General features: G+C 53.0%; 12 protein-coding genes and 5 tRNA genes. 12 read left to right on the top strand and 5 right to left on the bottom strand.

Annotated elements, in window-relative coordinates; all coding sequences use genetic code 11:
- The 11 genes from tolA to pnuC form a co-directional block, all read left to right on the top strand.
- Window positions 1-633: cell envelope integrity protein TolA (gene tolA, locus FDW95_RS23815; protein ID WP_249359078.1), on the top strand; the 633-nt coding region annotated here is incomplete at its 5' end.
- 128 nt (window positions 634-761) lie between these two features.
- Window positions 762-2,054: a Tol-Pal system beta propeller repeat protein TolB gene (tolB, locus tag FDW95_RS12970; RefSeq protein WP_096757817.1), complete on the top strand. Its 1,293-nt coding sequence runs from the start codon at window positions 762-764 to the stop codon at window positions 2,052-2,054.
- Window positions 2,055-2,088: 34 nt separating this feature from the next.
- Window positions 2,089-2,607 (top strand): peptidoglycan-associated lipoprotein Pal, encoded by a 519-nt coding sequence (gene pal / locus FDW95_RS12975; protein WP_006685431.1) that lies wholly within the window; start codon window positions 2,089-2,091, stop codon window positions 2,605-2,607.
- Between the two features lie 9 nt (window positions 2,608-2,616).
- Window positions 2,617-3,405 carry a cell division protein CpoB gene (gene cpoB, locus FDW95_RS12980; RefSeq protein ID WP_096757816.1) on the top strand — a complete coding sequence of 263 codons (789 nt, stop codon included), beginning with the start codon at window positions 2,617-2,619 and terminating at the stop codon, window positions 3,403-3,405.
- 165 nt (window positions 3,406-3,570) lie between these two features.
- Window positions 3,571-3,646, top strand: a tRNA-Lys gene (locus tag FDW95_RS12985).
- Window positions 3,647-3,681: 35 nt separating this feature from the next.
- A tRNA-Val gene (locus FDW95_RS12990) sits at window positions 3,682-3,757 on the top strand.
- 3 nt (window positions 3,758-3,760) lie between these two features.
- Window positions 3,761-3,836, top strand: a tRNA-Lys gene (locus tag FDW95_RS12995).
- 49 nt (window positions 3,837-3,885) lie between these two features.
- Window positions 3,886-3,961, top strand: a tRNA-Lys gene (locus tag FDW95_RS13000).
- 47 nt (window positions 3,962-4,008) lie between these two features.
- Window positions 4,009-4,084 (top strand) — tRNA-Lys (locus tag FDW95_RS13005).
- Between the two features lie 232 nt (window positions 4,085-4,316).
- On the top strand, window positions 4,317-5,360 hold the full coding sequence (gene nadA / locus FDW95_RS13010; RefSeq protein ID WP_115259032.1) for a quinolinate synthase NadA: 1,044 nt from the start codon (window positions 4,317-4,319) through the stop codon (window positions 5,358-5,360).
- A 25-nt stretch (window positions 5,361-5,385) separates the two neighbouring features.
- Window positions 5,386-6,105, top strand: coding sequence for a nicotinamide riboside transporter PnuC (gene pnuC / locus FDW95_RS13015; protein ID WP_096757814.1), 720 nt, complete (start codon window positions 5,386-5,388; stop codon window positions 6,103-6,105).
- Here pnuC and zitB read toward each other — a convergent pair.
- Window positions 6,102-7,043, bottom strand: a complete 942-nt coding sequence (zitB, locus tag FDW95_RS13020; RefSeq protein WP_115259031.1) for a CDF family zinc transporter ZitB — start codon at window positions 7,041-7,043, stop codon at window positions 6,102-6,104. The two genes, pnuC and zitB, sit on opposite strands and share 4 nt — an antisense overlap.
- A 113-nt stretch (window positions 7,044-7,156) precedes the next feature.
- Complete coding sequence (locus tag FDW95_RS13025; RefSeq protein WP_115259030.1) at window positions 7,157-7,531, bottom strand: YbgS-like family protein; 375 nt, start codon at window positions 7,529-7,531, stop codon at window positions 7,157-7,159.
- 317 nt (window positions 7,532-7,848) lie between these two features.
- Between FDW95_RS13025 and aroG the strand changes: the two genes are divergently transcribed.
- Window positions 7,849-8,901 carry a 3-deoxy-7-phosphoheptulonate synthase AroG gene (gene aroG / locus FDW95_RS13030; protein WP_115259029.1) on the top strand — a complete coding sequence of 351 codons (1,053 nt, stop codon included), beginning with the start codon at window positions 7,849-7,851 and terminating at the stop codon, window positions 8,899-8,901.
- Window positions 8,902-9,019: 118 nt separating this feature from the next.
- On the opposite strand, the gene gpmA is transcribed toward aroG, so the two are convergent.
- The 3 genes from gpmA to galK form a co-directional block, all read right to left on the bottom strand.
- Complete coding sequence (gene gpmA / locus FDW95_RS13035) at window positions 9,020-9,772, bottom strand: 2,3-diphosphoglycerate-dependent phosphoglycerate mutase (RefSeq protein ID WP_096757810.1); 753 nt, start codon at window positions 9,770-9,772, stop codon at window positions 9,020-9,022.
- 222 nt (window positions 9,773-9,994) lie between these two features.
- Window positions 9,995-11,035, bottom strand: coding sequence for a galactose-1-epimerase (gene galM / locus FDW95_RS13040; RefSeq protein WP_115259027.1), 1,041 nt, complete (start codon window positions 11,033-11,035; stop codon window positions 9,995-9,997).
- A partial coding sequence (galK, locus tag FDW95_RS23820) for a galactokinase (RefSeq protein WP_249359081.1) occupies window positions 11,029-11,736 on the bottom strand: 708 nt, incomplete at its 5' end. The genes galK and galM, both read right to left, overlap by 7 nt.

Consider the following 11,736-nt stretch of genomic DNA (forward strand, 5'->3'; position numbering starts at 1 on the left):
AAGCAAGCTGCTGCCGAGAAGGCCGCCGCAGAGAAGGCCGCTGCAGCTGCAGAGAAAGCCGCAGCCGCGAAAGCTGCCGCCGCTGAAAAGGCCGCTGCTGATAAGAAAGCTGCAGCCGAAAAAGCGGCAGCAGACAAGAAAGCCGCCGCTGCAGAAAAGGCCGCCGCAGACAAGAAAGCTGCCGCTGATAAAGCCGCTGCTGCCAAAAAAGCCGCGGCGGAGAAAGCCGCTGCTGCCTCTGGCGTTGACGAGCTGTTCGGTGATTTAAGCTCCGGTAAGAATGCACCGAAATCAGGTGGTGGCGCGAAAGGTAGCGGACAACCGTCGAAAGACAGTGGTACAAGTGGTGCGAATGGTGGCGCAACAGGTGCTGATATCAGCGCTTATGCGAAGCAAATTCAGGTCGCGATTCAGAGCCGTCTGTTTGATGCGGGCCTCTACCAGGGTAAACAATGCGTACTGCACATTAACCTGGCACCAGATGGACGATTAAAGAGTGTGACATCTGAAGGTGGAGATCCTGCACTATGCCAGGCCGCGTTAGCGGCGGCGAGATCGGCAAGTATTCCTAAACCGCCTAACCAGGCTGTTTACGAAAAGATAAAAGACGCCAAACTGGATTTTAAACTGTAACCGTTTTTCCGTATTTTCGGACGAAAACAGTCTAAGGTTGAGACAGAGTTCTGGTAGTTTTGTGTATTTGAGTTTGTTAACATTCTGCTAAATTATCGTGGGCTTTTGGTCCAGATAAGGGAGATATGATGAAGCAGGCATTACGAGTAGCATTTGGTTTTCTGATGCTGTGGGCAGCGGTGCTGCATGCAGAAGTACGTATCGAGATCACCCAAGGGGTGGACTCGGCGCGCCCGATTGGTGTTGTCCCGTTCCAGTGGGCAGGGCCGGGTGCTGCACCTGAAGATATCGGTGGTATCGTGGGCGCTGACCTGCGTAACAGCGGTAAATTCAACCCATTAGACCGGTCTCGTCTGCCTCAGCAGCCGGGCACTGCGGCAGAAGTTCAGCCTGCGGCATGGTCTGCGCTGGGTATTGATGCCGTAGTAGTCGGTAAGGTTACGCCGAATCCGGACGGTTCCTACAGCGTGGCTTATCAGCTGGTGGATACCGGTGGTGCACCGGGTACCGTACTGGCACAGAACACCTACAAAGTGAACAAGCAGTGGCTGCGTTACGCGGGCCATACTGCCAGTGACGAAGTGTTTGAAAAACTGACCGGTATTAAGGGCGCATTCCGTACCCGTATCGCGTACGTTGTTCAGACTAACGGTGGCCAGTTCCCGTATGAATTACGCGTGTCTGACTACGATGGCTACAACCAGTTTGTGGTTCACCGCTCTCCGCAGCCGTTGATGTCTCCGGCATGGTCTCCGGACGGGTCTAAACTGGCCTACGTAACCTTTGAAAGCGGTCGTTCTGCACTGGTTATCCAGACGCTGTCTAACGGCGCAGTGCGTCAGGTTGCGTCGTTCCCGCGTCACAACGGTGCGCCAGCATTCTCTCCGGATGGCAGCAAACTGGCATTTGCCCTGTCTAAAACCGGTAGTCTGAATCTGTATGTGATGGACATTGGCTCTGGCCAAATCCGTCAGGTCACTGATGGTCGCAGCAACAACACGGAACCAACCTGGTTCCCGGACAGCCAAAACCTGGCCTTCACGTCTGACCAGGCCGGACGTCCGCAGGTATACAAAGTTAATGTCAACGGCGGTGCTCCGCAGCGCATAACCTGGGAAGGTTCGCAAAACCAGGATGCGGATGTCAGCAGCGACGGTAAATTTATGGTAATGGTAAGCTCAAACAGTGGGCAGCAACACATTGCCAAACAAGATCTGGTAGCGGGTGGCGTACAAGTTCTGTCGTCAACGTTCCTGGATGAAACGCCAAGTCTGGCACCTAACGGCACTATGGTAATCTACAGCTCTTCTCAGGGGATGGGATCCGTGCTGAATTTGGTTTCTACAGATGGGCGTTTCAAGGCGCGTCTTCCGGCAACCGATGGTCAGGTTAAATTCCCTGCCTGGTCGCCGTATCTGTGATAATAAATAATTGATTAATAAAGGAATCATTGAAATGCAACTGAACAAAGTGCTGAAAGGGCTGATGATTGCTCTGCCTGTTATGGCTATTGCGGCATGTTCTTCTAACAAGAACGCCAGCAATGACGGCAGCGAAGGCATGCTGGGTGCCGGCACTGGTATGGATGCAAACGGCAGCGGCAACATGTCCTCCGAAGAGCAAGCGCGTCTGCAGATGCAACAGCTGCAGCAGAACAACATCGTTTACTTTGATCTGGACAAGTACGATATCCGTTCTGACTTCGCTGCAATGCTGGATGCGCACGCTAACTTCCTGCGTAGCAACCCGTCTTACAAAGTCACCGTAGAAGGTCATGCGGACGAACGTGGTACTCCTGAGTACAACATTTCCCTGGGTGAGCGTCGTGCGAACGCCGTTAAGATGTACCTGCAGGGTAAAGGCGTTTCTGCTGACCAGATCTCCATCGTTTCTTACGGTAAAGAAAAACCTGCAGTACTGGGTCATGACGAAGCGGCTTACTCCAAAAACCGTCGTGCCGTACTGGTTTACTAAGAGAATTGCATGAGCAGTAACTTCAGACATCACCTGTTGAGTCTGTCGTTACTGGTTGGCATAGCGGCCCCTTGGGCCGCTTTTGCACAGGCGCCAATCAGTAGTGTCGGCTCAGGCTCGGTCGAAGACCGTGTCACTCAACTCGAGCGTATTTCTAACGCTCACAGTCAGCTTTTAACCCAACTCCAGCAACAACTCTCCGATAACCAGTCCGATATTGATTCCCTGCGTGGTCAAATTCAGGAAAGTCAGTATCAACTGAATCAGGTTGTTGAGCGCCAGAAGCAGATTTTGACGCAGATGGACAGTCTTAGCAGCGGTGGTACGCCAGCGGCGCAGCCAGCAGCGGGCGACCAGAGCGGGGCTGCGGCCCCTGCGTCGGGTGCAGGCGCAGCAGCGACGTCAGGCGTTCCAGCAAGCTCTGGCGATGCGAATACCGATTACAATGCGGCAATTGCGCTGGTGCAGGATAAATCCCGCCAGGATGACGCGATTGAAGCATTTCAGAACTTCATCAAAAATTACCCTGATTCTACCTACCTGCCGAATGCGAATTACTGGCTGGGACAGTTGAATTACAACAAGGGTAAAAAAGATGATGCGGCGTTCTATTTTGCATCGGTAGTTAAAAACTTCCCGAAATCACCGAAGGCTGCAGACGCGATGTACAAAGTTGGCGTCATCATGCAGGACAAAGGTGATAAAGAAAAAGCCAAAGCGGTTTATCAACAGGTTATCACTAAATACCCTGGTACTGATGGCGCGAAACAAGCGCAAAAACGCCTCGGCGCGATGTAATGCGCACCATGCGACCAGAAGTCGTGTTATTTCTGGTCGCGTCGTGTGATTCCTAAGCAGTTGAGTTATTTACATCGAAATTTTTGTTGCGCTAAAATCTGAAATCAGTAATATATGCCGCCGTTGCCAAGGGATATCAAACAGCCCGAAAGCGGCAAAAAAAGTGGGGCGTTAGCTCAGTTGGTAGAGCAGTTGACTTTTAATCAATTGGTCGCAGGTTCGAATCCTGCACGCCCCACCACTAACTTAGCAGTAAGCAGTATCCAGCGTAGTATCGGGTGATTAGCTCAGCTGGGAGAGCACCTCCCTTACAAGGAGGGGGTCGGCGGTTCGATCCCGTCATCACCCACCACTCGGGGCGTTAGCTCAGTTGGTAGAGCAGTTGACTTTTAATCAATTGGTCGCAGGTTCGAATCCTGCACGCCCCACCAATTATTTTTGGTGGTTCCGAGTAAAAAATATTTCAGGCAACACCCGTATGGGGCGTTAGCTCAGTTGGTAGAGCAGTTGACTTTTAATCAATTGGTCGCAGGTTCGAATCCTGCACGCCCCACCAATATCGCGGTGGGTTCCTGAAAAGAGTAAAGCAGTAAACCCCATATGGGGGCGTTAGCTCAGTTGGTAGAGCAGTTGACTTTTAATCAATTGGTCGCAGGTTCGAATCCTGCACGCCCCACCAATGTAAAAAGGCGCCCTAAAGGCGCCTTTTTGCTATGTACGGAATTCAAAGATTCGAACCTGCAGCAGGTTCGGGTCGCCAGTCGCCATCCGGCATTGTCCAACGCAATTATTGTGACTTTTTTACGCCAATCCGCTATCTTGTTTAGCATATAAAACAAATCTAACCGATTATGGCGTACGTCACGCTTTTACTCGGTTATTTCGTTAAGCCAGTAAAACGAGAAAGCATGATGAGCGTGATGTTTGACCCTGAAGCCGCAATTTATCCGTTTCCGCCTAAGCCGCTGCCGCTGAGCGAAGATGAAAAACAATTTTATCGCGAGAAAATCAAACGCCTGCTAAAAGAGCGCGATGCTGTGATGGTGGCGCACTATTATACCGACCCAGAGATCCAACAGCTGGCTGAGGAAACCGGTGGATGCATTTCTGACTCGCTGGAGATGGCGCGGTTTGGCTCAAAGCATTCGGCCTCTACGCTGCTGGTGGCTGGGGTCCGATTTATGGGCGAAACGGCTAAAATCCTCAGCCCGGAAAAGACCATTTTGATGCCAACGCTGCAGGCGGAATGTTCCTTAGACCTGGGCTGTCCAATCGACGCATTCAGTGCATTTTGCGATGCGCATCCGGACCGCACCGTCGTGGTGTATGCCAACACGTCGGCGGCAGTGAAAGCGCGTGCGGACTGGGTGGTGACATCCAGCATTGCGGTTGAACTTATTGAGCACCTGGATAGTTTAGGTGAAAAAATCATCTGGGCTCCGGACAAGCATCTGGGCAACTACGTGCAAAAACAGACCGGGGCCGATGTTCTTTGTTGGCAAGGGGCCTGTATCGTCCATGACGAATTCAAAACACAGGCATTAACGCGCATGAAAGGGTTATATCCCGACGCAGCCGTGCTGGTACACCCTGAATCGCCTCAATCAATAGTCGATATGGCCGATGCCGTGGGGTCGACGAGTCAGCTCATCAACGCGGCAAAAACGTTACCGCATAAGCAGCTTATCGTGGCGACTGACCGGGGTATTTTTTACAAAATGCAGCAGGCTGTGCCGGACAAAGAGTTGCTTGAAGCCCCGACTGCCGGCGAAGGGGCAACCTGTCGCAGCTGTGCGCATTGCCCGTGGATGGCGATGAACGGCCTCAAAGCGATTGCAGAGGGCCTTGAGCAAGGTGGGGCAGCCCATGAGATACAGGTTGATGACGCGCTGCGAGAAGGGGCACTATTGCCGTTAAACCGCATGCTGGAATTTGCGGCTACACTACGAGCTTAAATAAATTATTGCTCTGGGGGAAAAGATGGATTTTTTTAGCACGCAGAATATTTTGGTTCATATCCCGATTGGCGCGGGGGGATACGACCTGTCATGGATTGAAGCAGTGGGGACCGTTGCCGGCTTACTGTGCATTGGTTTGGCAAGCCTTGAGAAAATCAGCAACTACGTCTTTGGTCTGATAAACGTCACACTGTTTGCGATCATCTTCTTTCAGATCCAACTCTACGCCAGCCTGTTATTACAGGTGTTCTTTTTTGCCGCCAATATCTACGGCTGGTATGCCTGGTCCCGACAAACCAGCCAACATGAGGCTGAGCTGAAAATTCGCTGGCTGCCGCTGCCGAAAGCGCTAAGTTGGCTGGCGGCTTGCGTGGTGGCGATTGGTCTGATGACGGTATTTATCGATCCGGTCTTCGCGTTTCTGACCCGTATGGCCGTGAACATTATGCAAGGGCTGGGATTACAGGTTGCCGCACCTGAGTTGCAACCCGATGCATTCCCGTTCTGGGATTCCTGCATGATGGTGCTGTCGATTGCGGCGATGATCCTGATGACGCGGAAATACGTCGAAAACTGGCTACTGTGGGTGATCATTAACGTCATCAGCGTGGTGATCTTCGCCCTGCAAGGCGTGTATGCGATGTCGCTGGAATACATGATCCTCACCGTTATTGCGCTTAACGGCAGCAGGATGTGGATGAACAGCGCGCGCGAACGTGGCTCACGCGCGCTCTCCCATTAGTGATGGTGATGTGAATGGCCGGACAGTCCCTGATACAGGTGGCAGTCCGGTCCGTTGCATGGCTGATATTCCATCTGGATCGTTGCGTGTTCAATCTGATAATGATGCGTCAGGAAATGTTGAATGCGTTCCAGCAATGCGTCGTGATCGTGCGGGGGAACCACCTGCACATGTAGCGTCATCACCGGTTTCTCACCCACCATCCAGACGTGCACATGGTGCACGTTGCGAACTTCAGGAATATCCCGGCTGAGGTGGCGCTGTAGCGCGGGAATATCCAGTGACAGCGGTGCGCCTTCGAGTAATTCGTTCACGCTATCTTTCAATAACCGCCAGGCGCTACGCAGTACCAGCACGGAAACCAGAATCGACAGGATCGGATCCGCTGGCGTCCAGCCGGTCCAGATGATGATCAACGCCGCGATGATCGCGCCAACCGACCCCAGTAAATCGCCCATTACGTGCAAGGCCGCGGCGCGAACATTGAGGTTCTTCTCCTCGCTCCCGCGATGCAGCACCCAAAAGGCAAGAACGTTAGCCAGTAAACCTGCCACGGCAATCACCATCATCATGCCGCCAGCTACCGGTCGTGGGGTATAGAAGCGCTCTATCGCCTCCCAGACGATTAAAATGGTGATCACCACTAGCGCGATAGCGTTCACAAACGCGGCCAGCGTCGTGAGCCTCAGCCAGCCGAACGTGTGTCGGATGGTCGGCGGTCGGCGAGCAAACCTGACAGCCAGCAGTGCAAAAAGCAGAGCGGCTGCATCTGTCAGCATATGGCCGGCGTCCGCCAGCAGCGCCAGCGAGCCTGACAGGATCCCGCCGACCACCTCCACGAACATAAATCCCGCCGTAATGCAGAAGGCGAACAGCAGTCGACGGGCGTTATTATCTTTGGGCAGGTCAGGGGAAGTGGGGGTATGTGAGTGCGCCATAATGTCATCCCTTTGTTATTCTCATCATTACTGTATGACATCATACCGGGTTTGGGCTGACAAAATTAAAAAGGAGAGCTTTTGCTCTCCCGTTATTAGCCATATTTTTAGCTTTACTGGGTGGTGCCGTCGGTTTTGTTGTCTACGTCATTGTTGATACCGTTTCCGGTCTCTACCTTCTTGTTGATATCCGGACAACGACCGTCTTTGCACATTGAGTTTTTGTGCATCTCGTCTTTGGTCATCCCTTCATGATTCATTGATGAACCGTTCGGATGCAGCATGGTGCCGCCCGAATTAACGTTGTTGTTGTCGACATTATTCGGTGCCACGTTCTCGCGTGCGTCCGGTGCGGTTTGCCCGGCATCCGCCGAAGAATTCGCCTGACCGTTATTTGACTGCGTGTTTGCGTCTGCAGCCAACGCCGCGCCGCTGGCGAGGCTAAGAGTGGCAGTAAGAAAGAGTGAGGCCAGCTTTGTCATTTGCATAATATGCTCCTGTTATGGTCGATATGTCGGATAACCTCTTCCAACAGTGCATGTGCCAGTTAAATCCTCAGAAGGTAGTTAACTATTTCAGTATGAAAATTAAAACCAGCATAGAATATTGAAATTAATAAAAAAATAAGCTGTTGCAGTTATAAATTGTAGTTTGGATCTCGTTTATCGCTACTTTATTGCGTTTTTTTGGCTTATTCCAGGATTAATCCGTCCAAAGTGTAAAACCCCGTTTACACTTTAGAACTGAAGATATAGATTGGAGGGATTGCATTCATTTATATAAGTATGGCAACGCTGGAATAATCATGAATTATCAGAACGACGATTTACGCATTAAAGAGATCAACGAGTTACTCCCCCCGGTCGCACTGCTGGAAAAATTCCCTGCTACTGAAAATGCCGCAAATACGGTTGCTCACGCCCGCAAAGCGATTCATAAAATTCTGAAAGGCAGCGACGATCGCTTACTGGTTGTGATCGGGCCGTGCTCGATTCATGATCCGGCGGCCGCCAAAGACTATGCCGCTCGCCTGCTGGCGCTGCGTGATGAGCTTAAAGACGAGCTTGAAATCGTCATGCGCGTCTATTTTGAAAAGCCGCGTACCACCGTAGGCTGGAAGGGGCTGATCAACGATCCGCATATGGATAACAGCTTCCAGATCAACGATGGCCTGCGCATTGCGCGTAAGTTGCTGCTGGATATTAACGACAGCGGATTGCCAGCAGCGGGTGAATTCCTTGATATGATCACCCCACAGTACCTGGCCGATCTGATGAGCTGGGGGGCTATTGGCGCACGCACGACGGAGTCCCAGGTTCACCGTGAGCTGGCGTCCGGTCTTTCCTGCCCGGTTGGCTTTAAAAACGGGACCGACGGTACGATCAAAGTGGCCATTGATGCCATCAACGCCGCTGGCGCGCCGCACTGTTTCCTGTCGGTGACCAAATGGGGTCATTCAGCCATTGTGAATACCAGTGGTAATGGTGACTGCCATATCATTCTGCGCGGTGGTAAAGAGCCGAACTACAGTGCTCAGCACGTTGCAGACGTGAAGGAAGGGCTGGTTAAAGCAGGTCTGTCCCCGCAGGTGATGATTGACTTTAGCCATGCAAACTCCAGCAAGCAGTTTAAAAAGCAGATGGATGTCGCGAAAGACGTTTGCGGACAGGTTGCTGGCGGTGAGAAAGCGATTATTGGCGTGATGATTGAAAGTCATCTGGTGGAAGGTAATCAGAATCCGGATAGCGGCGAGCCGCTGACCTACGGTAAGAGCATTACTGATGCCTGCATTGGCTGGGAAGATACTGATGCGGTGTTACGCCAGTTGGCAAACGCGGTCAAAACGCGTCGCGGCTAACCGAGTCTCGTAGGCCTGATAAGCGTAGCGCCATCAGGCTTTTCTGCGCAGACTGCCTGGTAGCGGCGAAATAAAAAAAGCGCGGATAATCCGCGCTTTTTTATATTCAGCGAAGAAATTACTTTGCTTTACCCTGGTTGGCAACGGCGGCCGCTTTTGCCGCGATCTCGTCAGCATTACCCAGATAGTAACGTTTGATTGGCTTGAAGTTTTCGTCGAACTCATACACCAGCGGTACGCCGGTCGGAATGTTCAGTTCCAGAATTTCATCTTCTCCCATGTTATCCAGGTATTTCACCAGCGCACGCAGGGAGTTACCGTGAGCGGCGATAATCACGCGCTCACCGCTTTTCATGCGCGGCAGAATGGTTTCGTTCCAGTAAGGGATAACACGCTCGATGGTCAGCGCCAGGCTTTCGGTAACCGGCAGCTCTTTGTCAGTGAGTTGAGCATAACGCGGATCGTGCCCCGGATAGCGTTCGTCATCTTTGGTCAGTTCCGGCGGTGTTACCGCGAAGCCACGACGCCATTGTTTAACCTGCTCGTCACCGTATTTTTCAGCGGTTTCGGCTTTGTTCAGACCCTGCAGAGCGCCGTAATGACGTTCGTTCAGCTTCCAGGATTTTTCAACCGGAAGCCACGCTTGATCCAGTTCATCCAGTACGTTCCACAGGGTGTGGATGGCACGTTTTAGCACAGAAGTGTAAGCAAAATCGAAGCTGTAGCCTTCCTCTCGCAGCAGTTTGCCCGCCGCTTTTGCTTCGCCTACGCCTTTCTCGGACAGATCAACATCGTACCAACCGGTAAAGCGGTTTTCGTTGTTCCACTGACTTTCACCGTGACGTACCAGAACCAGCTTAGTTACAGCCATACACTCACTCCTATAAACCACATTGAATGATAATAGTTCTCATTATATTGCCGTAATGCGTCAGCGGCAATGCTTACGCATAACCATAGCGAAAATAGCTGCACAGTGTAAGGTTCTTGTGAACTCAAGGTTGCGATTTTGGCTTTTGGTGGTGAGGCTTTGAGCAGGTTGGGGGAGGGCAATAAACGACGAGCCCGATACTGGACTCGTCATGGTTAGTCGTCAGGCCGGAATAAACCGGTATTCCGTCACGCTGGCGTACTCTTCGCCCGGGCGCAGGAAGCAGTCCGGTTGCGGCCATTCCGGATGGTTCGGGCTGTCCGGCAGAAACTCGCTTTCCAGCGCCAGACCTTGCCAGTCGGCGTACGCCTCTGGGCCACGGGACGGCGTGCCGCCGAGGAAATTCCCGGAGTAGAACTGCAAAGCCGGGGCCGAGGTGTAGACCTCCATCTGCAATTTTTCATCCTGCGACCACAGTAGCGCGACCGGCTTACGGGCATCACCTTGTGCCTGTAGCAGGAAGGCGTGATCGTAACCTTTTACGTGGCGCTGATCGTCATCGGCCAGAAATTCGCTGGCGATAACTTTTGGCGTACGGAAGTCAAAAGAAGTGCCCGCCACCGGCTTTAGGCCCTCGTGTGGGATACCCATCGCATCAACCGGCAGATACGTGTCGGCGAGGATCTGCAGCTTATGCTGACGGACATCGGTTTTATCACCGTCGAGGTTGAAATAAACGTGGTTGGTCAGATTCACCGGGCAGGGCTTATCGACCGTCGCGCGATAGGTGATTGAAATGCGATTGTCGTCGGTCAGGCGATACTGCGCTGTCGCGCAAAGGTGGCCAGGGAAACCCTGGTCGCCATCGTCAGAGGTCAGTGCGAACAGCACCTGACGATCATTCTGATTCACTATCTGCCAGCGACGTTTATCGAAACCGTCCGGCCCGCCGTGCAGCTGGTTTTCACCCTGGCTTGGCAGTAATTCAATGGTTTCACCAGTGAAGGTGTAACGGCTGTTGGCGATACGGTTCGCGTAGCGGCCAATCGATGCCCCCAGAAACGCAGCTTGATCAGGATATTGCTCCGGGCTGGCGCAGCCGAGCAATGCTTCACGCACGCTACCATCGCTCAGAGGAATGCGGGCCGACAACAGCGTTGCGCCCCAGTCCATCAGGTTGACCACCATCCCTGCGTCATTACGCAGGGTCAGCAGACGAAACGGCTGGCCATCGGGGGCCATGACGGGAATTTCGTTTAGCACTGTCCGGCTCCTTGTGAAGGTTTACACACATAGAAGGTTTCTTTGATACCTGTTTTCGCTTCGTACTGCGCAGCGACAGCCTGCTGTACCGCAGGAACCAACGCTTCAGGGATCAGCGCCACAATGCAGCCGCCGAAGCCGCCGCCGGTCATGCGCACGCCGCCCTGGGAGCCGATGGTCGCTTTGACGATCTCCACCAGGGTATCAATTTGCGGCACGGTAATTTCAAAGTCATCGCGCATGGAGGCGTGAGATTCCGCCATCAACTGGCCCATGCGCAGCAGGTCACCTTTTGCCAGGGCATCAGCGGCTTCCACGGTACGGGCATTTTCGGTGATCACGTGGCGGACGCGTTTGGCGACGATCGGGTCCAACTCATGGGCGACGGCGTTGAATGCCTCAAGGCTGACATCACGCAGCGCGGGCTGCTGGAAGAAGCGCGCGCCGGTTTCGCACTGCTCGCGACGGGTGTTGTACTCACTGCCGACCAGCGTACGCTTAAAGTTACTGTTAATGATCACCACGGCGACGCCTTCAGGCATGGAGACCGCTTTGGTACCCAGCGTACGGCAGTCGATCAGTAGCGCATGATCTTTCTTGCCCAGCGCGGAAATCAGCTGATCCATGATGCCGCAGTTGCAACCGACGAACTGGTTTTCGGCTTCCTGACCGTTCAGGGCAATCTGCGCGCCGTCGAGCGG

The sequence above is a fragment of the Citrobacter sp. wls718 genome, assembly GCF_005280945.1.
Lineage (GTDB): Bacteria > Pseudomonadota > Gammaproteobacteria > Enterobacterales > Enterobacteriaceae > Citrobacter > Citrobacter gillenii.

Excerpts from the sequence above, each read along its gene's own strand:
- tolB (WP_096757817.1), top strand. The coding sequence starts at position 762 with ATGAAGCAGGCATTACGAGTAGCATTTGGTTTTCTGATGCTGTGGGCA.
- pal (WP_006685431.1), top strand. The coding sequence starts at position 2,089 with ATGCAACTGAACAAAGTGCTGAAAGGGCTGATGATTGCTCTGCCTGTT.
- cpoB (WP_096757816.1), top strand. The coding sequence starts at position 2,617 with ATGAGCAGTAACTTCAGACATCACCTGTTGAGTCTGTCGTTACTGGTT.
- nadA (WP_115259032.1), top strand. The coding sequence starts at position 4,317 with ATGAGCGTGATGTTTGACCCTGAAGCCGCAATTTATCCGTTTCCGCCT.
- pnuC (WP_096757814.1), top strand. The coding sequence starts at position 5,386 with ATGGATTTTTTTAGCACGCAGAATATTTTGGTTCATATCCCGATTGGC.
- zitB (WP_115259031.1), bottom strand. The coding sequence starts at position 7,043 with ATGGCGCACTCACATACCCCCACTTCCCCTGACCTGCCCAAAGATAAT.
- FDW95_RS13025 (WP_115259030.1), bottom strand. The coding sequence starts at position 7,531 with ATGCAAATGACAAAGCTGGCCTCACTCTTTCTTACTGCCACTCTTAGC.
- aroG (WP_115259029.1), top strand. The coding sequence starts at position 7,849 with ATGAATTATCAGAACGACGATTTACGCATTAAAGAGATCAACGAGTTA.
- gpmA (WP_096757810.1), bottom strand. The coding sequence starts at position 9,772 with ATGGCTGTAACTAAGCTGGTTCTGGTACGTCACGGTGAAAGTCAGTGG.